Source organism: Tellurirhabdus rosea (genome assembly GCF_026278345.1).
Taxonomy (GTDB): domain Bacteria; phylum Bacteroidota; class Bacteroidia; order Cytophagales; family Spirosomataceae; genus Tellurirhabdus; species Tellurirhabdus rosea.
This window is the reverse complement of record NZ_CP111085.1, coordinates 5,030,211-5,052,810: the sequence shown is the minus strand read 5'-3', so window position 1 is coordinate 5,052,810 and position 22,600 is coordinate 5,030,211. Positions and strand designations below refer to the sequence as shown.

Annotated in this window: 13 protein-coding genes; all 13 read right to left on the bottom strand. The window is 57.4% G+C overall.

Translation table 11 applies throughout. The features are described from left to right. Positions 1-43: 43 nt before the first annotated feature. The 13 genes from ORG26_RS21335 to ORG26_RS21275 all read right to left on the bottom strand — a co-directional run bounded on the left by ORG26_RS21335 (position 44) and on the right by ORG26_RS21275 (position 22,589). Positions 44-652, bottom strand: a complete 609-nt coding sequence (locus tag ORG26_RS21335) for a Uma2 family endonuclease (protein WP_266365443.1) — start codon at positions 650-652, stop codon at positions 44-46. A 305-nt stretch (positions 653-957) separates the two neighbouring features. After that, positions 958-3,225 (bottom strand): phosphoribosylformylglycinamidine synthase subunit PurL, encoded by a 2,268-nt coding sequence (gene purL / locus ORG26_RS21330; protein ID WP_266365441.1) that lies wholly within the window; start codon positions 3,223-3,225, stop codon positions 958-960. Between the two features lie 98 nt (positions 3,226-3,323). Further along, a complete protein-coding gene (locus ORG26_RS21325) occupies positions 3,324-6,824 on the bottom strand; it encodes a ThuA domain-containing protein (protein WP_266365438.1) in 3,501 nt (1,166 codons plus the stop codon). A 141-nt stretch (positions 6,825-6,965) separates the two neighbouring features. Continuing rightward, positions 6,966-8,636, bottom strand: a complete 1,671-nt coding sequence (locus ORG26_RS21320; RefSeq protein ID WP_266365436.1) for a GH39 family glycosyl hydrolase — start codon at positions 8,634-8,636, stop codon at positions 6,966-6,968. 42 nt (positions 8,637-8,678) lie between these two features. Further along, on the bottom strand, positions 8,679-9,617 hold the full coding sequence (locus ORG26_RS21315) for an alpha/beta hydrolase (protein WP_266365434.1): 939 nt from the start codon (positions 9,615-9,617) through the stop codon (positions 8,679-8,681). 69 nt (positions 9,618-9,686) lie between these two features. Continuing rightward, positions 9,687-10,544, bottom strand: a complete 858-nt coding sequence (locus ORG26_RS21310) for a sialate O-acetylesterase (RefSeq protein WP_266365432.1) — start codon at positions 10,542-10,544, stop codon at positions 9,687-9,689. Between the two features lie 24 nt (positions 10,545-10,568). Continuing rightward, positions 10,569-11,849 (bottom strand): glycoside hydrolase, encoded by a 1,281-nt coding sequence (locus ORG26_RS21305; protein WP_266365430.1) that lies wholly within the window; start codon positions 11,847-11,849, stop codon positions 10,569-10,571. An 87-nt stretch (positions 11,850-11,936) separates the two neighbouring features. Continuing rightward, positions 11,937-13,883 (bottom strand): glycoside hydrolase family 97 protein, encoded by a 1,947-nt coding sequence (locus ORG26_RS21300; protein WP_266365428.1) that lies wholly within the window; start codon positions 13,881-13,883, stop codon positions 11,937-11,939. A gap of 25 nt (positions 13,884-13,908) precedes the next feature. After that, complete coding sequence (locus tag ORG26_RS21295) at positions 13,909-15,498, bottom strand: glycoside hydrolase family 43 protein (protein WP_266365426.1); 1,590 nt, start codon at positions 15,496-15,498, stop codon at positions 13,909-13,911. Between the two features lie 26 nt (positions 15,499-15,524). Next, positions 15,525-16,019: a VOC family protein gene (locus tag ORG26_RS21290; RefSeq protein WP_407704832.1), complete on the bottom strand. Its 495-nt coding sequence runs from the start codon at positions 16,017-16,019 to the stop codon at positions 15,525-15,527. A gap of 53 nt (positions 16,020-16,072) precedes the next feature. Then, positions 16,073-18,355: a glycoside hydrolase family 127 protein gene (locus ORG26_RS21285; protein ID WP_266365422.1), complete on the bottom strand. Its 2,283-nt coding sequence runs from the start codon at positions 18,353-18,355 to the stop codon at positions 16,073-16,075. Positions 18,356-18,366: 11 nt separating this feature from the next. Beyond that, positions 18,367-20,040: a glycoside hydrolase family 43 protein gene (locus tag ORG26_RS21280; protein ID WP_266369454.1), complete on the bottom strand. Its 1,674-nt coding sequence runs from the start codon at positions 20,038-20,040 to the stop codon at positions 18,367-18,369. An 83-nt stretch (positions 20,041-20,123) separates the two neighbouring features. Further along, positions 20,124-22,589, bottom strand: coding sequence for a glycoside hydrolase family 95 protein (locus tag ORG26_RS21275; protein WP_266365420.1), 2,466 nt, complete (start codon positions 22,587-22,589; stop codon positions 20,124-20,126). Positions 22,590-22,600 lie beyond the last annotated feature (11 nt).

The window sequence follows — 22,600 nt, the reverse complement described above, 5'->3', positions numbered from 1 at the left end:
GTTTTAGGGCCGCGCCGTTGAGGGGTTTGTCTTTATTTCCGGATTATTCCGGCGGCGACATTTCCTCACTTTCCTGACTCAAATCAATTCCTTCGTAGATTTCCCCCAGCGTCATGCCGAAGCCGAGCCGTGAAAACTCGATGCGGTCATCCCAGTGCTCGTACACGGTGTTGATCCATTCGTCGGTTTCTTCGCGTCGGCTGAAGAGTTCGACCACGGCGGCGTACTGGTCTACCAGCACATAGTACCAGAGCGAGGGCAGTTTGCGGTACTGCCGCCACTTGAAACCCCTGTCTTTCTCGGCCGTGGAAGCCGAAAGTACCTCTACCAGAATGCGCGGCTGACGAACCATCAGGTTTGTCCCCCGCAGGTCGAACGGGTGGCAGGCCACGATAACGTCCGGGTACGGATAATACAGGCCGCGAATGACTTCGACCTTAATGTTTTCCGAAAAGACGTTGCAACCTTTTGGCCTGAAAAAAGCCTTTAACAAATCTTTTACCCGGTCTACCAGCAGATTATGCGTCACGGTCGTACCCGCCATCGCAAACACCTCACCGCTGTAAAACTCATACCGGATATCGCTTTCTTTTTCCAGTTCAAAGTATTCTTCGACGGTGTACCGCGGATGAGAAAGAGGAAGAGCGTTCATGGTTTTATTATTTGCCTGACGAAACTACCGAAAAAGAATGGTTCGGACAACGAACCTACTGCGCCAACTGCCGGGCTTCTGGTTTTGCTCTAGCATTCGCGCCGGGGTGGAAATTTCACAGGAGGCGTGCACAAGTATTTCTCGCAGATTAACGCGGATTTTAAGCGCAGATTTTCACAGAAAGTCTGCGAGAATCTGCGCTTAAAATCCGCGTTAATCTGCGAGAAACAACTCACCCTGATCACAGAAAAAGCCAGACCTGCACCCGGCAAGTCTGGCTTTTCTTAAACGGTTTGCAAACCGTCTTATTCCATAATCTTGCCCAGCGCGTTGTCGTAGAGTTCGCCCGCTTCGGCCACGGTCAGAACCGTTTCACCATCCACCACGAAGTCCGCTTCGGTCACTTCGCCGATTTTGCTGAAGGCCACGCCCGCGCTTTGCAGAGCCGCTTCGAACTCGGCGCTTCGTACCGGCGCTACGGATACCACCACCCGGCTCTGGCTCTCGCCGAACAGGTAGGCATCCTTGCGGAACGCGGAATCCGTCGTGATCGAGAAGCCCGTGCCGCCCGCCATGGCCGACTCGGCCACGGCGACGAACAGCCCGCCGTCCGATACGTCGTGGGCCGAAACGACCAGTTTTTGCGTAATCAGCGTCTTGACAGCGGCCTGCACGGCCAGTTCCTCCTCCATGTCGAAGGCCGGGGCCGGCGACGCCTTCACGCCGCGGAACGAGTACAGGTACTCCGACGAAGCAATATCGGCCTTCGGCTGACCGACCAGGTAAACGAGGTCGCCAACGCTCCGGAAGTTCAGCGTCATGCGGTTGCCGGGGTCTTCCATCAGGCCGAGCATCCCGATGGTCGGCGTCGGGAAGACCGGGCCGTCGTCGGAACTCTGGTTGTAGAAGCTGACGTTTCCGCCCGTCACCGGCGTTTCGAAGCGGCGGCAGGCCTCGCCCATGCCTTTCACGGCTTCCACGAAGTGCCAGTATACTTCCGGCACGTACGGGTTGCCGAAGTTCAGGTTGTTGGTCACGGCCAGCGGCTCGCCGCCGGAGCAGACGATGTTCCGGGCGGCTTCGGCCACGGCGATCTGCGCACCCGTGTTCGGGTTGGCGTTGACGTAGCGGCTGTTGCAATCGACTGTGATGACGATGGATTTGTTGCTCAGACCCGTTTCCGGCGTTTTGATGCGCACCACGGCGGCGTCCGACGGGGCGTTGGTGCTGCGGTTGGCCGTGCCGACCATCGAGTCGTACTGCTCGTAAATCCAGCGGCGGGAGCAGATATTCGGGTGCGCCAGCAGGTGTTTCGCCACGGACTTCAGTTCCTGAGTCTGCACATCCTGCACGCTATCGATCGAAAACTTTTCAAATTCTTTGATGTACGCCGGTTCGCGGTATTCGCGGTGGTACTGCGGCGCGCCGCCGCCCAGCACGAGGTCGTGGGCCGGAACGTCGGCCACCAGCTGACCGTAGCGGTAGAAATGCAGCCGCCCGGTATCCCCTTCCGGTGCGGCGGTCACCTCACCGATCTGTTCGCAGTGCAGGTCCCATTTCTCGAAAATGCCGTTGATGACGTCTTCCTTCCCTTTTTCGACCACCACGAGCATCCGCTCCTGCGATTCGGAAAGGAGGATTTCGAACGGCTCCATGTTCTGCTGGCGGGTCGGCACCTTGTCGAGGTCGATGATCATGCCGTGTTCGCCCTTGGCGCTCATTTCGGAGGTCGAGCAGATGATGCCCGCCGCGCCCATGTCCTGAATGCCGATGACGTAGCCCGTGGCGATGATTTCCAGCGTCGCTTCGAGCAGCAGTTTTTCCATGAACGGGTCGCCCACCTGCACGGCCGGGAGCTTCTCTTCCGACTTTTCGGAAATATCTTCGGAAGCAAACGTCGCCCCGTGGATGCCGTCCTTACCGGTCGCGGACCCAACGATGAACACCGGGTTGCCGACGCCGTACGAAGTGGCTTTAGCCACGGTACCGACCTTCACGATTCCGGCCGAGAACGCGTTGACCAGCGGGTTGGTGTTGTAACATTCGTCGAAATACACCTCGCCGCCGACGGTCGGAATGCCGAACGCGTTGCCGTAATCGCCGATGCCTTTCACCACGCCCCGCAGCAGGCGCCGCGTTTTGGGCAGGCTCAGGTCGCCGAAGCGCAGCGAGTTCAGCTGGGCGATGGGCCGGGCACCCATCGTAAAAATATCGCGGTTGATCCCGCCCACGCCCGTTGCCGCGCCCTGGTAGGGTTCGAGGGCCGAGGGGTGGTTATGGGATTCGATTTTGAAGCTACAGGCCAGGCCATCGCCGATGTCCACGAGTCCGGCGTTCTCTTCGCCCGCCTTCGCCAGCATCCGTTCGGAGTCGCGGGGCAGGGTTTTGAGCCAGACGATGGAGTTTTTGTACGAGCAGTGTTCCGACCACATGACCGAGAAAATGCTCAGTTCGGTGAAATTGGGTTTGCGGCCCAGAATGTCACAGATGCGGTCGTATTCGTCGGGAAGCAGGCCCAGTTTGCGGGCGGTTTCGACAGTGGGAATTGCTTGTTCAGGTGCTTCGGCAGCCATGCGTAATAAACAGAAGTGATTACTGGCCGCAAAGGTAGGGCTTTTCGGTGGGAAATGGCAGAAAAAAACGTCCCGGCTCGCGGGCCGGGACGTTTTCCTTACTCGTCAAACTGAATCGAACTAAGGTTAATCAGGTCGTTGAACGGTTTCTGTCGCCGCACGACCACGAAGTAAAGGTCGTGCTTTCCGCTCAGGGGCTTGTCGAATCCGGCGGTCAGTTTCTCCCGTTTGTTCCACCCGCCCGTCGGCCTGAACGGTGTCCGGCTCACCACCGGCCCGGCGTACGAATCGAGCCGGACCTCGATTTCGCCGTCCTTGTCCTGGGCCGAGTATTCGTAGGTTAGCGTTCGGATGCCCGTTAGGTCGATGTTTCTGAGCATGATGTGCGCCTTGTGACTGCCCTGGCTCAGGCTGTTGCCCCAGCGCGGAAAGCCCTTCACCTCGTCGGCATACACGGTGCTTACTTTGGCCGGGCGCAGCGTGATCAGGTCGATCCCTGTCAGCGGCTCCGCCCCTTTCGCGCCTGCATCCGTGTACGACGCCAGTAGCGTGTACTGCCCGCGCGGCTCGTTGGCCTTGTGCTCCCGGAAGGTCAGCACGCCTTCGGTCGCCAGCGTTTTCTGCGCCTGCTGTTTGTCCGTCAGCGAGAAAATGTACCGGACCATTTCCTGGGCGTCGGGCAGCGGCACCTGCGGGTGGGCGCTCATGACGTACTGTTTGCTCCAGTTGCCGCCCCCGCCGGTGATGATTTTGCGGGCAAGCATGTCCAGCGAGCCGTTTTCGGTTTTGTATCGCCGGGCAATATCGACAAACGTCGGCCCAACCGATTTTTTGTCCACCTGATGACAGGCTTTGCAGTCGCTGTTGGCCATCAGACTTTTGCCCAGCGGTTCCGGTGTCAGCACCTGGTGCCCGGCTGAGGCTTCGCGGGACGCGGCGGGCTGCGGGTTATACGCCAGGTAGACGCTGACCTTGCCGGGGTCGATGCGCGGAGTTTCCTGATCGGTCACCTTCACGGCGTACGCCAGCGGCTTGCCTTCCCAGAAAAACGAGCGGTTGCCGGGGGTCGTGATGGTCACTTCCGGACGGGCGTTGCCGACCTTGACCAGAATGGTATCCGTGCCGACCTTCCCGGCCGCGTCCGTCACCCGGAATACCGCCGGATAGGTGCCCGGCCGGGTGTAGGTAAACCGGGCCTCGGGACGGGTTGCGCCGACCGTCCGGCCATCGAAAAGCCATTCGTAAGTCAGCCGGTCGTCTTCGTCGAGGTCCGTACCCCGGCCGCTGAAACGAACCTGCAGCGGGGCCGGTCCGGCGGCTTCCCGGACCAGCGGGACGTTCTGCCGGGATTCGGAGGTGAGGTAGGCTTTGGCACTGGCCTGCGCCACGGCCGTAGAATCGAAGACGCGGGCGGAGGCCAGCGGGGCGCGGTTGCCGGTATTGTACTCGATCCGGACCAGCCGGGCGTCGTCGTTGTCAGCGCCGTAGACAGAGCCGTATTCGAGCATATACATGACGCCGTCGCGGGTAAAGGCCAGATCGATGGGGCGGCGGAAGTCGCCGTTGCCCGCCATGAACGGTTCGGAGCGGACGTAGTTTTCGTTCTGGTCGAACCGGAGCACCATCACCCAGTTGCGCATCCAGTCGAAGACGAATAGCCCGCCGTCGTAGTATTCGGGAAATTTGCCGGGCGAGGCCGAGGCCCGGTCGTAGCTATAAAACATCCCCGCCATTGCCGAACGGCCGCCCAGACCCAGTTCCGGAAATTCGGCCGAAGCGGCGTACGGATACCAGATCATGGCGGGCGTAGCGGGCGGCAGGCTGGTCAGGCCCGTGTTGTTGGGCGACTGGTTGACCGGCGCTTTCGGATCGAACGGGGGGCCGGCCGTGTTGTCGGCAAAATCCCATTTGGCGTAGGCGTAGTTGTTGCCGACGAAGTACGGCCAGCCGAAAAAGCCCGGTTTTTTGGCCTGGTTGAATTCGTCGTACCCGCGCGGCCCCTGAAGACTGTCCTTCCCGGCGTCGGGGCCGATTTCGCCCCAGTACACCACCGACGTTTTCGGGTTCACGGCGATGCGGTACGGGTTGCGGCAGCCCATCGCGTAGATTTCGGGCCGCGTTTTTTCTGTGCCTTTCGGAAACAGGTTGCCCACCGGAACCGTGTAGGTGCCGTCGGCTTCGGGATGGATGCGCAGAATTTTTCCTTTCAGATCGTTGGTGTTCCCGGCCGACCGCTGGGCGTCGAGGCTGTAATATTCCCTGCCGGGGCGCTCGTCGATGGGCGCGTAGCCGTTGGACGGGAACGGGCTGGAACTGTCGCCGGTCGAGAGGTACAGGTTTCCGTCCTTATCCCAGGCCAGCGAACCCCCGTGGTGCGCCCCGCTGTTGATTTCGACGGGCACTTTCAGCAGCACTTTTTCCGACGACAAATCCAGCGAATTGTCCGGATTCACCACAAACCGCGAGAGGTAAAAATCAAACGGTTCGCTTTCGGAAGGCGGGGCGTAATAAACGTAGATAAACGGGTTCCGGCTGAAATTCGGGTCCAGCGTCACGCCGATGAGGCCCGTGCCGCCTTTGGAGGTAATCGGGAATTTGTGCACCAGTTTGTTCTGCCCCGTTCTGGCATCGTAAACCGACAGTTTCCCTTTCAGTTCGGTATAAAAAACCCGTCCATCGTCCGCTACGGCCAGTTCCATCGGCGAGTCCAGGTCGTTGACCAGCACGGTTTTCACGAAGCGGTTCTGCTCCGGCACTTCGACCGAATACGCTTTGCGGTAGTCACGCGGCCGGTTGTTGCCCATGGCGTACTGAATGCCGCCGAGCACGTGCTGCAGGAAATCGGGCTGGCTGAAGCTCTCGTCGGTATGACCGCCGCCCGTGTACCAGGCCCGCCCGCCGTCGAACTCGTGGTACCAGGCGATGGGGTGACTGGCGCCATTGGTGCCGCCCTCGTAGGTGTTCTCGTCCAGATTCGCCAGCACCTTCAGGCCGGTGTAGAACGAGCGGTAGTTGTACCATTCGTCGGTGCGCTCCCAGCGGTCGGGCAGGTGGGCGGTCGAAGGGTGGGCCTTATCGGTCACTTCGACGGTTGCCTTCCGGACGTTCGGGTGGTTGGGGTGGCTCGAAAAATGAGCGCCCATCAGCTTGGCGTACCAGGGCCATTCGTATTCCGTGTCGGCCGCCGAATGAATCCCGACGTAGCCGCCGCCCGCCTGGATGTACCGCTCAAAAGCCGCCTGTTGCTGCGGATTGAGGACGTTTCCGGTCGTACAATTGAAAATAACGGCCGCGTAGCGTTTCAGGCTGTCGTCGGTGAAAAAGGCCGCGTTTTTGGTGGTATCGACCAGGAAGCGATGCTCCTTCCCCAGCTTCTGAATCGCCGCGATGCCAAAGGGAATGGACGTGTGCACCCAGCCTTTGGTTTTGGAAAAGACCAGCACGCGGGGCAGCGGGGCGGGCGCCGCCTGAACGGAGGTCTGAGCGGCGGCCGTTGATGGCGCCGTGGGTTTGGCACGAAGGCAGGCGTACAGGCCCAGTGAGGCGGCGACGACCCCCAGCAGGGACAGCGTCGGCCGGGCAACGGACGAAAGGCTCATGAATGAATGGCTTTAGGAATTTTAGGGGAAAGGCAGGATGCCGGGGGACTTACTGCCTGCCCCCGGCCCCTTCCGCATCCGGCGATTCATTCAAAAAATTCCGTGACCTTTCAGGGGCCTTAATTCGGGCGGAATCAGAATTTACCAGCTTAACTGAATCAGGGAAACACCCTGCCGGGGCAGGTCGAAGGTCAGCGTCGTTTTGCCGCCGGCCACCGCTTTGGACGTTGGCGGGGTCAGTTCCTGGAGCCCGCCCGCCTGTTCCAGCGCCTTGTACTGCTCGGCCGACACCTGCTGCGGACTTCCCATCGACTTCCACTTCTCGAAGGCGTTGCTGTGCCGGTCATCCACCCGGTAGTGGCGGGTCAGCACCTTCTTTTGGGATAGGCCGTTGATGGTGAGCTGGACCGGAGTGGCCGGGCCGGGCACGTCGTCATCGTGGTAATTCCACACCATCACGCAGAGCGAGCGGGCACTTTTGCTGGCGATCGCGTTCACGTCGTTCTCGGCCCGGACGCCGCTGGCGATGATGGAAGCCGCTTTGAGCCCCTTGTCGGTCTGGACCGCCAGCCGCTGGCCGCTCATTTTGCCAAACATCCGGAAAATGTTCAGCACGGGCTTATCGACGCCGTGCGTCGCCAGATCGCGGAAACCGGCAAACCACGGCTGATCCTCGAACTCGAACGACCAGCTCACGGCCCCGCGCAGGTTCACCTGGTGCTGGTCCATCAGCTCGTAGATGCGGGCAAACGAGGAGGCGGTGTAGCTGGAATACATCGTGCCGTTCCGGTAGCCGTAGCGGGGGTCGCGCGTGACGGCGCAGGCCGCACAGCCTTCGGGATCACATTCCCCGATGATGATGGGAATGTTTTTCAGTTCGGGAAACGAATTGACGGCTTCGAACGCCCGCTGGATGTCTTTCAGCTGTACGCCCATGTTCATGCGGATATGGCCGCCGACAAATTCCGGGTTGCCTTTGGCGTGGAAGCCGATGTATTGGAGCGGCGTCCCGATTTTACCCGTCGCGTAGTTCTGCCCCCGCAGGCAGTGTTCGATGAAGCGGGTCAGGTAGCTGTAGGCTTTTTCGCTGCGCGGACTGGTGGTATGCGGCCCGCCGATGGTGCATTCGGGGCAGGCCCGTTTCAGGCCGTCGGCGGCGTAATCGTACAATTTGCAGTATTCGTCGAACGTCCCCGACCAGTAGCTGATGTCCGGCTCATTCCAGACTTCCCAAAGCCAGCTTGTCACTTCCTTTTTTCCGTAGCGGTCGATGCTGTGTCTGACCCACTGATACACCAGTTCCCGCCATTTGTCGTAGTCTTTCGGCGGGTAGGTCCAGCCCGTCCAGAGGTTGCCGCCCTGGCTCCAGCGGTGTTCGTAAGGTTCGGGCTTGACCGAAAGCGCCTGGGGCATAAACCCGATTTCCATGAGCGGCTTCATGCCCCGTTTGACGTAGGTGTCCACGATGCTGTCCACCACCGTCCAGTTATAAATGGGCCGGCCGCTGGCATCTTCCCGGTAGGCATCCGTAAAGCCCCATTTCAGGTCAGGACCGGGGCTGTTGCCTTTCGAAGTCAGCAGGTTGTGCGCCCGGACGTAGACCGGCACGGGACTAAGCTGCTGCAGTTCGGTGAGCAGTTTCTGGCCGTCTTTCCGGGTGGTGTAATTGGGTTCGTCGTAGCCGAAAAACGCCCAGAACGGCTTCATGTCGCCCACCGGCCTGGCGGCATCGACCGCGATAGCGACGGGCAGTGGCTGGCCGCCAGCCACGCCACCCCAAATCAGCAGACAGAATAAAAAAATACGCTTCATGGTTCAGGAAGTCTAAGGAAATTGGGGCAGGCCGGGCCGGGTTTAGTCTTTAAGCCAGTTATTCGCTTTCATCCAGGCAAACAGCGGCTCCATCCAGCCGGGGTGGCGGAAGATGAATCCGTGATCGCCTTTGGGATAAATGTGCATCTCCACCGGGACTTTCAGGCGCCGGAGTTTTTGGAAATAGACGATGCTGTTGTCCACATCGACCAGTTTGTCGTCGGCCGCGTGGGTCAGGTAGGCGGGCGGCGTGTTGGCCCTTACCTGAAGTTCGTTGGAGAAGAGGTCCGCGTCCTGCCGCGACGGGGTTTTCCCCAGCAGATTATCCCGCGAGCCGCCATGCGTCAGGCTGTCCTGCATGCTGATTACCGGGTAGATGAGAACCTGAAAATCGGGCCGCAGGCTGGTCTGGCTGCTGTTTTCGATATACGCCTTTTCGAAATGCGTCGCGGCCGTCGAAGCCAGATGGCCGCCCGCCGAGAAGCCCATAATTCCGATTTTGGCTTTGTCGATTCCCCATTTGGCGGCGTTGTCGCGGACCAGTTTCAGGGCCTGCTGGGCATCCTGCAACGGACCGATTTTCTTGTCGGGCATGATGGCGTCGCTGGGCAGCCGGTATTTTAGCACAAAAGCCGCCACGCCTTTTTCCGCCAGCGCCTTCGCCGTTGCCACGCCTTCGCCCTGGTACACGACCACGCCGTAGCCGCCGCCGGGAATGACGATCACCGCCGCCCCGGACGCCCGGCCGGGAGCGGGTTTAAAAAATTCCAGCGTGGGCCGGGTAATGCCTTTCAGCACGCCCGACGCCGCCCCCGACTCCTGGAGGTCGGAGGCTTTGGAGTTCGGCACGGCTGGCGAATACAGCGGAATGATCTCCTGCGCCGTGGCCGTTAGCGGGCAAGCCAGCAGCCAGCCGGCCACCGCCAGTTTGCCTGTATACTGCTTTCCTGCGGTCAGCCACGTTATTCTGAAGCGCTTCATGTTGGTAAGGTTTAACGGGTAGTTAGTTTCATTCAGCATCCGCCGCGTTTTGGTCAAAGGCGTTGGGCCTTACCTGCCCGCCGTGGGTTTATAGCCCAGCAAGGTCAGCATGGTGGCCGCGTACCGTTTTCCCAGTTCACGGTATCCGGCGGCATTGAAATGCAGGTTATCCGCCGCGTCGGGGCAGCCCGCCGAGGAGATCACGTGCGCATTCCGGATCGTTTGCGGAAGCGTGGCAATGATTTTGTTCATGCTCGCGCAAACGCCCCCCTGGTCGGCGTTGACCGTTTCGCCCGCCAGCAACGGCACTTTTCTGGGCTTTAGATCCAGGTCCTTCATCAGGTTGTCGTACACGACCTTCACCTTTTTTGTCCAGAGTGAATCGTTGGTGTTCGACTCGCCCTGATGCAGCAGAATGCCCTTGATGACCCCGTCTTTCTGCGCCCGTTTCGCCATCTCGACCAGCCGGGCGTAGGGGTTTCCGTCGTACTCTTTAAGCATGTTCTTCATCCAGCCCGGCACATTCGCGGTGTACGACTCGTAATGATCTTTGTCGAACAGCTCGATTTTACAGCCACCGACGGCCACATTGATGACCCCTATCCGGACGTTTTCGGGAAGATTCGCCACCAGTTCCCGGCCAAAATAATCGGCGGGCGTCAGGCCGGTCCGGCAGCGGCACAGGGGCGGGACGGCGGTGTACCAATTGCCTTTTGTTCGGTTAATCGCCGGGCAGTCAACGGCTTCCATGACCTGAAACCGGCTGCTGACGTTGACGGTATCCTGCGGTTCAATGCGGGCGTTGCCCTCCATGTTGGATTGCCCGAAACAGAGGAAGATGTAAAAGTTCTTGTCCTGGGCCTGCACGGACTTCCCGACGAGGCAAAACAGAAACACAAGGAGTAAGGGTAGGTTAATCTTTCTCATAGCGGTCATCCGAAAACCAATGGGTTAATTATTGATAATCAAAGTCGTTACGCTGTTGCCGGGGAAGTCGAAGGTGACCGCTTTGGCCGCAACGGTCAGCTCTTTTTTCACCAGGGTTGCTGTTTCAGAAGTAGTGTAAGCCGTGGCCGATTTGGGTGTCAAACCGTTGAACTGCACGTTTTTTACCGTCGATGAGGCCGTATTGAGCACGACCAGAACGGTTTGCGGGCCGTTCTGGTAGGCCGTTATTTTCAGGAAATAATTCCCGTCGGCCTGTGTGTCAATTCGCACGAAGCCCGGCCGTACGAATTTTGAAAAATGCGAAAAAGCCGAGCCCCGCCTGAGCACTTCGCCGTTGGTGGTTCCTTCTTCCCCATCGCCGATAAACGAGTAATACCGCTGCAAATACCACCAGATGTAGGCATTCCAGTTGCTGGTCATGGCGTCGTGGACCGAGGTGAGCATCTTCATGGTTTCGGTCCATTTTGCGGTTTCCGAATACGTACTCCATTTCGGGGCACCCGCGTTTCCGGTGTCGAGATTCAGGAGGTACTCGGTCATCCAGATTTCCTTCTTCTGTTGCTCAGCCAGCGGAAACCTGCCGATACCTCCGCCATACAGGTGTCCGGCTATGATGTCGAACTTCCTGGCGGCCTCAGGATCAGACAGCAGCGCGTTGGTCATTTGCTGGTTGAAGTTCAGCGATTCGGGAGCGGCCAGCTTCGCGCCCACAATCTGACCGGGTGCCTTCAGGAAGTTAATCATGTCGGTGGCCGTCCAGTCGCAGGACTCGTAAGTGGGTTTCCAGTCGGGTTCGTTCTGGATGGACACCACATCGATTTTGGCCCCGTTGCTGGTCATAAAGGCCAGAAACTCGTTGATGTAGTCTTTGAACGCCTTATAGTTTTCGGGCAGCAGGGTTCCCCGCACATCGCTGTTGTTGCTCTTCAGCGCGGGCGGTGGAGACCAGGGCGAAGCCAGTACCTTCACGTTTCGTTTGTTGGCTTCCTTAACCGCTTCGACAATGATCGGCCATTCATTTTTATTGGAAGACAAGCGGACCCTAAAGATACTTAACCCCAGTTCGTTATCGCCTGTCCCAAACGCTTTGGCTGCTTCGGCGGGTTTGAGGGAGGCTGTTCCCCACATGCGGTTCGCTCCACCGAAACCCGTGATGGTCTGGAAGGTGGTCTGCGGGGCAACGTTGACCTTCAGGTAATTGACCGCGGGCTCATCGGCTGGTTTCTTACAGCCGATGGCAGTCAGGATACCGAATAGGGCAATTGTCTTTACAACTTTTTTCATTTCAGGTAAAGATCAAGAGGTAGGACGATGTCATTTTTCATTGAGATCGAGCCTTTTAAAGAAAGCTGACCATCGAACGTCGGACCTTTACTTTACAAGTAGAACTGCACCATTGGTAGGAATGACCAATTCAGTTTTCTGATTTTTGGGGAATGTTTCGGTGGTTACCTTCCCCGCTAACTGAGCGTCGTCGCTGTATTTTTTGTAGGTGGCCCCGGCCGCGATCATGGGCAGTTTCACAGTCAGTTTCAGCGGTTCTTTTTGCGCATTTACGCCAGCCACATACCAGGTACTACCATGCCGACGTGCCAGCACAACGTACTTGCCCGGATACCCATCAATGTAGCGAACTTCGTCCCAGGTTGTAGGCACCGTTTTCATGAAGCTAATAGCCCAGTCCGGTGCATCCGTCAGGTTGTTGGGTGCTAATGCAAAATGCTGAACGCCACTCTGAAACAATACTGCCGTTGCCAGCGCGTACACGTCAGACGTGACCCGTTTCGATCCTTTGTTCGGCGTGTTATTCGCGTTATAGAATTTGTTCAGGGCGCTGCCGCCAAAATCCATGCTGCCCACCGTGTTGCGGACAAACGGGTGAATGGTGGCGTTAAACGCTTCCATGTCGCAGCTCCGTTGTGAGAAAGCCAGGTTTTCGCTGGCCAGAACGGCTTCGCTGGCGGCATAGTTGGGGTACATCCGCTCCCATCCACGGGGCAGGGTCGACCCGTGAAAAATGCACAGGATACCGTAGTCGTTTGCGTCGTACAGAATGTCTTCGTACAGCTTCATCGTCTCCTGTTTGTCGCCCCCGAAGAAGTCAACTTTGATGCCTTTTACGCCTATCTTCTTCATCCAGGCCATTTCTTTCCGGCGGGCAATGGTGTTGTCCATGATCCCCCGCGGTCCCTGTGGGGCGTCGTTCCAATAGCCGTTAGAGTTGTACCACAAATACAGGCTAACCCCTTTTTTGGCCCCGTATTTGGCCAGTTCGGCTATTTTGTCTCGGCCGATCTGCGTATCCCAAAGGGCATCAATCAATACGGTCTGATAGCCCATGGCTGCGCTGAAATCGATATAGCGAATCTGTTCGTCGTACACCGTTCGGCTGTCCATACCAATAATCCAGCTCCATGAGCCTTTGGTATACTGGTATTTCTGGGAAGCCTCATACCGGGGCTCGACCAGATCGAAAGGCACGGTTGTCTCCACAATCGGGGCCAGCGATTCGCCGACCGTAATCGTGCGCCAGGGCGTTTCGCCCGGCAAAGGGATACCCGGTGCCGAGGTGCCGATGCCGTTGTTCTCATCGGGCATCGGATAACCAATGGTGTACAAGCCACCGGGACGGCCCAGCAGGCGGCTCGCGCAGTAACGGCTGTCGACACCCGTTTCCGAAATCAACACCCAGCCGTTGGTATTGACCTTGAACAGGCAGGGAAAGGTGTAGCCATTGCCCCGGCCGTTCTTGCCCAGCGTATCATCGACCGTGTACGGAATCTCGTAGCTGGGCATGGTTCGGGCAAAACCCACCATCGCTTTGCTTTGCGCCGACAGAAACGTGGTTGTACCGGCGGGTAACACAAAGCCAGACAGTTCCTCATTAACCACGCAGGATCGGGACGCTTTTTGCGGATAGACCTTGTACTTAAAGGCCACATCGTTATTGCTCACCCGGAACGTAATGTCGATGGCAGGCACATTGGTTTTTGTCAGTGAAATGACCGCTTCGTTGGCAACGTAATGAACCTTACTGGTTTTGATGGTTGGCAATTCGTACGAGTTGTCGATCCGGTTCACGACCGCCGGTTTTCCAGCGGCAAGCCCCTCCGAAAAATCGCCCACATTGGTTTTCAAACCCAATGGTGATTTGGTCAAAAACGGTTTCTGGTTCAACGAGACATTGTAAACCGGCTTGCCCTCTTCCAGCGAGACCACCACCACCAGCTTTCCGTCCGGGCTGGTGACCGTAGTTGTCGGGGTTTGGGCATTCGCCCAGAAGACGGTAAACAACAAAAGATAAAATGCGTACTTCATATTGAATTGATGAAAAGAAAAGGTCTTATTTCCCGGTGATCGTGTCACTAATACGGAAGTAATCAAAGTCGGCAAAACCGCCCGTTTGCGCGGTGGCGTAGTTGAACAGCCCGAAGCGGTAGCCCATAAAATGCGGAATCGTGTAGGGCATTTTCAGCGGCTCGCCAATGGGGGTCCAGGTTTTGCCGTCGAGGCTGTACAAGAAACGGGCGGTATCTTTCCGGTCGCGGAAATCGCAGTCAGCTTTCAGGTAAACCGTTTTCTGGCCCAGCGGCACGCGTTGCACCTCCACCGGCTTGCCTGATGAAGCGCTGACCATCACCACCGAGCGGTTTCCGTTTTCCATCTTCACGCCGACCAGCCCGTAATTTTTCTGCAACAGGCTCAACCCGGCAAAGTCGCCGTCTTTCAGGTTCGATGCATCAAGCAACGTGGAACCTGCACTTTCAGGGCCGATGGTACGTTGCGTCAGCGTATTGCGAGCCATCACGAACGAAGTATCGGTACGGCCGGTTTTCAGCCGCAGATACCCCTTCCGCTCCGTCACCGACCACAGGCTATTGTCGGGGTTGTGATTCCACTGCCACACCAGCGGCAGGGCGGCCTCCCCTTTTTTGCGGCTGAATTCGTCGGAGTTTACCAGCCCCGGAATCAGCCCTTTGCTGGCAGGCAGTTCGAGGGTTTCGGGCACTTTGCCGTTTTCGCCCAGCACCGGCCAACCATCCTCCCACTTCACCGGAACCAGATACGGAATGCGTCCCACCCCGCCAAAATCGCGGAAGAGGTACGCAAACCAGCGTCCGTCGGGCGTGTCGATCAGCCCGCCCTGGGCCACACCCTTATCCTGCAACGCCACGCGACCCTCCCAGGGGCCGGTGATCTTATCCGCCCGGTGAATGATTACCGTCCGCATGCCGCCCCGTGGCCAACTGATGTTGAAGAGGTAATATTTCCCCTTCACCTTGAACAGTTGCGAGCCTTCAGCCGGTAGCCCCGGGCCCGTACCAGATGGCGTACTGGCGTTTTCAATCAGAACCTGTTCGGTGGTGCCGGGCTTTATGCCCGAGGCATCGGCATTCAGTTCGACGATATTGAGCTTGCCCGCACCGTAGATAAGGTACGTCCGGCCGTCATCGTCAAAAAACAGGCTATGATCGTGGTAAGACGGCTTAAACGATACTTCTTTCCACGGGCCTTTCTCGATATTCCTGGTCGTGTAAATGTGCGTTCGGCCGCTGGTTTGGGCAAAGGTGGTGGCGTAGTACAGGCCGTTGTGATAACGCAGGCTACTGGCCCACGAACCGCGTCCGTAGGTGCTCTTGCCGTTGCGCAGGCTCATGGCGTCCACGGTCGTCAGCGTGTCGTAGGCATACCCCACCAACTGCCAGTTGACCAGGTCTTTCGACTTCATAATCGGCAGCCCCGGACTCAGGTGCATGGTGGTGCTGCTCATGTAGTACGTATCGCCCACCCGAATCATGGCCATGTCGGGCACATCGGCGTAGATAATGGGGTTCGGTGCGACCGGGCTCCCGGCGGTTTGCGCAACCGCGGCCCCGTAGCCCAGCAGTAGCCCAATGGTCAGAAAAATCTGTTTGATTGCTTTCGTTGTCATGAAGCAAAAAAAGAAGAAGTCAGGGTCTATTGAAGCGGGCCAATGAGTTCGATAAAGGTGCCGTCGGGGTCCTGCACCAGCACGAAATGGGCCTTATCGTTCAGGGGTGTGGGCGTGCTGCCCAGAAACGGAACCTTCATGCGGCTCAGCCGGTCGATGATGGGCTGCAGGGCTTTCACCTGGAGGGTGATGTACTGCATTCCCGTATCGTCCTGAATGTGTTTGGGTTTGGGGTGCGCCGCTTTGCTGCCGAAGCTCATCAGCTTCCAGTCGGTAGCTTCCGGGCTATTTTCCAGTTTGAGGATGGTGACCGCCGCCGATGCACCACCGGTCAGGCCGGAGCGTTTGCCAAACTCTTCGGTAATGGTGAAACTTCCCGTTTTGACCATGCCGATGCCATTCACGTAAAAGTCCAGCGAGCGGTTGATATCGGCCACCACCACCCCGATCCCGATGGTTTTGCTGGCGAAGGTGGACTGGGCGTGGGAGAGCATCCCCCAGGCACAGCCAAATAGTGTCATAATGACGCATTTGAGGGCAACACGAAACTGCTTAAGCATGTCGAAAACGATGGTTAATGGGTTAAGACTCTGATCTGGTTGATGCGGGGGGTTGGCTTTCCGTTCTGGGCCGAGATGGTCAGCGTGACCACCTTTTTGTCCCTGACTTTCAATCGAATCGTTTTTCCCTCTCTTGCGATTACTTCGGCGGGGGCGTCATCGATTGAAAAGGTTACATTGTCGGGTTGTATATCGTCTAAAGCCACGATCAAAATGGTTTTACCTGCCAATTCCTTATTCTGGAGCTGGTAGGAAAAATATCTGCGGGTACGCCGCCAAAACTGCTCGTCGTCATAGCCCGAATCGCTTTTTTCGCCCTGGTAGGCGTGGTCTACTTCGGGCTGTTGTTCTCCGCAATTTACCTTATCGACCGTAATGGCTTCCAGGGCCAGGGCTTCGGTTTCCTGCTGTTTCAGGCGAGCCTGCTGCTCTGCAAAAGCCGCCGGGGTAAAGGTTTGGAAATACATCTGGTAACGGGCGTCGTGCACCTCGTAGAAGGGTTGCAGCGTCAGCGTGTCCAATCGGAACCGCAGCCTGCCCATCGGTTTCAGTTGGGTCAGATACGAGGCCGGCTCCCCCACAAGCGCGTAGGCATTGGTGAGTGGAATGAGTTTCCCTTTCGTCTCGTGGCCCATCCGGCTATCGTCGGCAAAAAGACCTTTCAGGTCAGCGGTGGACGTTTTAGCGGCCAGCACAATCGGGCCATGCACAAAGGCAGACCAGTTAGAGCCATCGGGTAGCTGCTCCAGGCGGGTAGCGGTTTTAAAACGAACCATCACCTTGTCGCCCGATTTCCATTTCCGCGAAATAGCCACGTAACCAGCGGGCTTACCACTAATGGCCTGCACTTTCCCATTGACCAATACCTCCAGGCTTTCGGCCCATTTCGGGTAGCGGATGTTGAGGGCAAATTCCTGTGGTTTTGTTGTTTCTAAAAGTAGTTCAGACGCATTCTGGTACGGAAACCCGGTGCGTTGTGTCAGTTTGAGGCCGGTTGCTTTCCAATCAAGGGTGGAGGGCACAAAGAGATTTACAAACAGGTCTTTCGCCGAATGACTGTAAATCAATTCGCCGTATTTGGTGTGATTCTCCAGCCCCGACCCTACGCAACACCACATGCTCGTTTCGGGCTGCGAATACACGCGGTAGTGGTTCGGACGGATGGGCGTGAAATACACGAAGCCGCCTTTTTCGGGATGCTGGCTCGACAGAATATGGTTGTACAGCGTGCGCTCGTAGAAGTCCAGAAAACTTACGTCGTTCTTGTCCAGAAACAGGGCTTTGCTCAGCCGGAGCATGTTGAACGAGTTGCAGGTTTCGGGGCCCTGATTCGACCGCAGCAATTGGCTGAAATCGGTTGTGGGGTTGAAGTGTTCCCGAACGCTGTTGCCGCCGAAGGCCACCGAACGGGTTTGCGAGACGTTCTGCCAAAAGTACGTCGCGGCCTCCGACCAGTCGGCCCTACCGGTCAGCCTGGCGATTTTTTCGTAGCCGATCACCTTCGGAATCTGGGTGTTGGCGTGCAGACCGGTCAGTTTATCCTGCTTTTCGAGCAACGGATTCAGCAGCGCCCGGTGCGACAGCCGTTGGGCCGTTTCCAGATACTTTTTATCCCTGGTCAGAATGTACAAATCGGCAAACGTCTCGTTGATGCCGCCGTGTTCGGTGCGGAGAATCTGCTGAACCTGCTCGTCGGACAGGGGTTTCAGTAGCTCAATGAACCAATCGCCCAGGCCAACCAGCACCTGTTTAGCCTGTTGATTGCCGGCGTATTCGTAGGCGTCGCGCAGTCCCGCAAACAGTTTGTGAATATTGTAGAGCGGCACCCAGGTGTTGTTCAGCCCAAAACCACTACCGTCGATATCGCCTTTGTGAATCCGTTCCCAGAACACCTTCCCCTGCGGAATACCTCCGACGTAGCCGTTGCCGTTTTGGGCCTGACAGCGAGCCAGTTCGGCCACCATGTAATCCAGTCGTTTTTTCAGTTCGGGCTCGCCGGTAGAGGCGTACATCATGGCCAGCGCCGACAGGTAATGCCCGCCGATATGCCCATCCAGGCCGACGCTTTCCCAGTTGCCGTACCGCTGCGCTTTGAGGGGTAAGCCCGCGTCGATGAGGTACGGAGCCAGGAGTTTGTCCGGGTTCAGGGCCAGGATATAGGTCAGGTCAACGTCCTGGGCCTGCTTAAACGGCCCTCCCGTCAGCCGGACCTCCTGCAAGGTAAACGGCTGCATCTGCCCCAGTGCCGTAAGGCTGAGGGAAAGCAGGAGGGCGATATGGGATAGGGTCGTTTTCATAGGTTTTTCAATTACTTATACATCGGGTCGTCGCCTTTGTATTTCAGGTACTTGAATGAAGCCGTATTCTCGGACTTTTCGCCAGATGAGGTAGCATACAGGCCATACACGCAGCCAATGAAGCTGTTGGCCGCTTTGGTGCTCAAAAACTTGCCGTCAACCTGGTCTTTCAACAGGTTCCAGTTTTTCCCATTGGTCGAGTAGAAGAAGCTATACAAGGGACCTGCAGACTGTATTTTGAAACTCACTTTCGCAACAGATGAAGGTAAAGGCACTTCAGTCACCATTTCCAGGGTTTTGTCTTTGCTCTTGAACAACTGAACTACGTCTTTGCCATCGGTTTTCGATTTGGCCGCGAAGTAGAAATGGCGTTCGTCCTGAAAAATCACCAATCCCGCTTTTTCCTTATCCGATTTTGGCGAAAAGCTCACTTCGGTTTCGGCGGTGCTGTACAGGTGTTGCTGACGCTTACCCACAAACGAAGGGTTTCCCATTTCAGAAATCGTTTCCGGTTTCAGCTTGAGGGTCAGTCCATTGGCCTTGGATGTTTTAAACGAACTGCTATCCACCGTTCTCAAAAAAAGCATCGACAGATCAAGCCCTTTGTCGAAGGTCATTGTATATCCGAAGTTGCCATTTTGCGGTAAAGCCCCTTTCTGTTTAACTTCTTTGATGGCCGTTTTGTACTGGTATTCAATGGCTTTTTCACCGTGTTCGATCATCGGCCAATCGTTTACCCACGTCAGCGGAGCAATGAACATTTCGCGGCCTGTGTTATAATAATCGCCTTCGTAGGGACGTACCGCGAGGAAAATCGAATACCAGTTACCATCGGGACCTTCGATAAACTGCGCGTGTCCGGCCGACGTAATGGGGTCTTTGCGGTCGGCAGGCAGGTCCCGCTGCGTCAGGATGGGGTTTCCTTCAAAGGGAACGTAGGGGCCCCAAACGTCCTTACTCCGCAACACTACCTCCGAGTGATTAACCGACGTACCGCCCTCGGCCGCGTAGAGATAATACCAGCCGTTACGCTTCAGAATGTGCGGCCCTTCAATCCAAACCGGCTTTTTCGAGAGATCTACGCCCCCGTTCACCAGTTGCTTTTCTTCGCCCACCACCTTCAAATTCTTGTAGTCAAACTCGTACATCCGAATGGTCCGGTGACCCGAATACAGCGGCTTGCGGTCGGGGGCGTCGCTGTTGTAGATGATGTATGCTTTGTCGGTCTCTTCGTCGAAATAAATTGATGGGTCAATCCCACGTACCTGCGGAATTTTTACGGGATCGCTGTATGGCCCCGCCGGATTTTTAGACGTTACCACAAAATTTCCATCATGGTCAATATCCGTACACGTTACGTAGTACGTCCCTTTGTAATAACTGATGGCTGGAGCAAATAGCCCGCGCGTCATGCGTTCGCCCATGAAATCCATCTGCGAAGGGCGGTTGATTACATTGCCGATTTGCTTCCAGTTTTTCAGGTCACGGCTGTGCATGATCGGCAAACCCGGGAAATAGGAAAAAGTAGAATGTACTGAATAATAATCAGCCCCCACCCGCACAATGCTTGGATCTGGATAAAAGCCGGTCAGGATGGGATTGACCAGCGTCGTCTGGGCAACGCTGGCGTGGCTCAGCGCAAAACAGCACAGGCCCAGGGCGAAAGAGATAAGTTGTTTTTTCATTTGAGAGACCTCACCCCAACTCCTCTCCTTCACAAGGAGAGGGGCTGTTAGGGCTTTTTTGAATTTAGAGTTTTTAAAGCTCACTATCGTGCCACCAGTGTATATACCTTACCGGCCTGCGTAGGCAGGTCATACAAATAGGTCTGTTGCAAGGTCGGGCCGGCGGTTGATGCCTTTTCCGAAACAATCGGGGTTGGCGTTGGCTCAAGCTGATAGAACGGATTCGGGTTGGTGCCGGTTGCCGTTTTCAGAGTCAGGCCATTGCTGCCGTTAAGGGCGTTGGGCGTCCGTACCCGCAGGTTGCCGCCGAGGTTCGATTTAATAACCACTTTGGTCAACTTCGAACCGCTCCACTGCATGCTCACCACTTCGAATCCGCCGATAGCCCGTAAGCCGCTGATGCTGCCCTGCGGCCAGGCGTCGGGCAGCGCGGGCAGCAGGTGAATCGCCCCGTCGGCGCTCTGCATCAGCATTTCGGTGATGCCCGAGGTGCAGCCGAAGTTGCCGTCGATCTGGAACGGTGGATGCGCATCGAAGAGGTTGTTGTAAGTGCCGCCGCCGTCTTTGTTCACCCCCAGCGGAGTCAGCTGGTTCTGGATGAGCGTATAGGCGTGGTTGCCGTCCTGCAAACGGGCCCACCAGTTCACTTTCCAGCCCATACTCCACCCGGTCGAAACATCACCCCGGTGGATGAGGGAAGTCCGGGCGGCACTGTAGAGTTCGGGCGTCCGGTATGGCGAAAGCTGGTTGGACGGAAACAGCCCGTACAGGTGCGAAATGTGCCGGTGCTTGTCGTTCGGGTCGTCGATGTCCTCCAGCCATTCCTGCAACTGCCCATGTTGCCCAATGTGCATGGGTGGCAGCTTGCTCCGCATCTGCCGAAGCGTATCGACAAACGAGGCATCTTTTTTCAGCAGTTGGGCCGCCCGGATAGCCGTCGTGAAAACATCAAACGCAATCTGGTTGTCCATCGTCGTACCGGCATCCAGCGAGGAGCCGCCATGCGCTTTGGGCGCGTTTTCGGGCGATGTCCCCGGCGTGACGACCAGCCAGCGGTACTTGGGGTGTTCGACCAGGTAATCCACGTAAAACTGGGCGGCCCCTTTCAGAATCGGGTACACAGACGCCAGGTACGCCTTATCGCCATTGTACAGGTAATGTTCCCAAAGGTGCTGGCTGGTCCAGCCGCCTCCGGCCACCCACATGCCCCAGGTAGCGCCGTCGATGGCCCCGGTGGCCCGCCAGATGTCGGTGTTGTGGTGAGCCATCCAGCCCCGCGCGCCGTACATGACCCGTGCCGTTTCCCGGCCCGTTTCGGACAAATCCCGGACCATGTGCAGAAACGGTTCGTGGAGTTCGGCCAGATTCGTTTTTTCGGCGGGCCAGTAGTTCATCTGGGCGTTGATGTTGATGGTGTACTTGCTGTCCCAGGGTGGCCGCATCCGGTGATTCCAGATTCCCTGTAGGTTGGCGGGCTGCCCACCGGGCCGGGAGGACGAGATCAGCAGGTAGCGGCCATACTGGTAGTAAAGCGTCACCAGCTGCGGGTCCTGAGCGGTCCGGAAGTTCTTCAGCCGTTCGTCGGTAGGCAGCGCGGCGGCCTCGGTCCTGCCCAGGTCCAGTCTGACCCGGTTGAAATACTGCTGATACGCCGCCATGTGCGCGGCGGCCAGAGCGGCGTAAGATTTGGGGTAGGCTTTGTTCAGAAACGCCGCCGCCCGGGCGTTTTCGTCGCCGCTAACGTCCTGATAGGAATTGAAGTTGGTGGCGATGGAAACGTAGAGGGTGGCGGCGCTGGCCCCCTGAACGGTCAGGGTGGTGTCGCCGGCGGTCAGGGAGCCGCCTTCCGTTTTGATGCGGGCGATGCCTTTGAACCGCACCAGCCCTTTCACCCCTTCATGGTCGCTGGTGGTGCCCGCAATCACCAGTTCCTTTGCCGCCGTTGTTTTGATTTCGGACGTGGGCTGGGGAGTTGTGTAGGACGCTTTGAAGGAAAGGCGGCCGGGCTGGCTGGCCGTCAGCCGCACCACCAGCACCTGATCGGGAAACGAGGCCAGAACTTCCCGGACATAGGTTACACCGCCGACCACATACGAGGTTCGGGCAACGGCCTTCTCGATATCCAGATCCCGGTAATAATCGGTGTAGTTTTCGTGCCCGTCGAACGTCAGGTGCAGACTGCCGACCGGCTGGAACATCTGCCCGTGCGACTTTTTGGTAATGATGGCTTTGTTGGCGAGCCGCTCCGCTTCTTTCTGTTTGCCCTCGAAAATCAGGCGGCGCACTTCCGGCAGGGCGGCCAGCGCGTCCGGGTTATCGTTGCGGTTGGGGCCTCCGCTCCAGACGGTATGTTCGTTGAGTTGCAGGGTTTCCCGGGGCACGTTGCCGTACACCATCACCCCCAGTCGGCCGTTCCCGACGGGCAGGGCGTTTTCCCAGGTCTGGCCCGAAGGCTTGTTGTACCAGAGTTTCAGTGAGGTATTCTGCGAAAAAGCTTTCCCCGAAACAAAAACCAAAAGAAAGTAAATAAGATACCGTGTCGGACGCATGAATGTTGTTT

Bases quoted from the DNA above. Each gene is read 5' to 3' on its own strand.
- ORG26_RS21285 (WP_266365422.1), bottom strand. From the start codon at position 18,355: ATGAAAACGACCCTATCCCATATCGCCCTCCTGCTTTCCCTCAGCCTT.
- ORG26_RS21280 (WP_266369454.1), bottom strand. From the start codon at position 20,040: ATGAAAAAACAACTTATCTCTTTCGCCCTGGGCCTGTGCTGTTTTGCG.
- ORG26_RS21295 (WP_266365426.1), bottom strand. From the start codon at position 15,498: ATGACAACGAAAGCAATCAAACAGATTTTTCTGACCATTGGGCTACTG.
- purL (WP_266365441.1), bottom strand. From the start codon at position 3,225: ATGGCTGCCGAAGCACCTGAACAAGCAATTCCCACTGTCGAAACCGCC.
- ORG26_RS21335 (WP_266365443.1), bottom strand. From the start codon at position 652: ATGAACGCTCTTCCTCTTTCTCATCCGCGGTACACCGTCGAAGAATAC.
- ORG26_RS21300 (WP_266365428.1), bottom strand. From the start codon at position 13,883: ATGAAGTACGCATTTTATCTTTTGTTGTTTACCGTCTTCTGGGCGAAT.
- ORG26_RS21320 (WP_266365436.1), bottom strand. From the start codon at position 8,636: ATGAAGCGTATTTTTTTATTCTGTCTGCTGATTTGGGGTGGCGTGGCT.
- ORG26_RS21275 (WP_266365420.1), bottom strand. From the start codon at position 22,589: ATGCGTCCGACACGGTATCTTATTTACTTTCTTTTGGTTTTTGTTTCG.
- ORG26_RS21310 (WP_266365432.1), bottom strand. From the start codon at position 10,544: ATGAGAAAGATTAACCTACCCTTACTCCTTGTGTTTCTGTTTTGCCTC.
- ORG26_RS21325 (WP_266365438.1), bottom strand. From the start codon at position 6,824: ATGAGCCTTTCGTCCGTTGCCCGGCCGACGCTGTCCCTGCTGGGGGTC.
- ORG26_RS21290 (WP_407704832.1), bottom strand. From the start codon at position 16,019: ATGACACTATTTGGCTGTGCCTGGGGGATGCTCTCCCACGCCCAGTCC.
- ORG26_RS21305 (WP_266365430.1), bottom strand. From the start codon at position 11,849: ATGAAAAAAGTTGTAAAGACAATTGCCCTATTCGGTATCCTGACTGCC.
- ORG26_RS21315 (WP_266365434.1), bottom strand. From the start codon at position 9,617: ATGAAGCGCTTCAGAATAACGTGGCTGACCGCAGGAAAGCAGTATACA.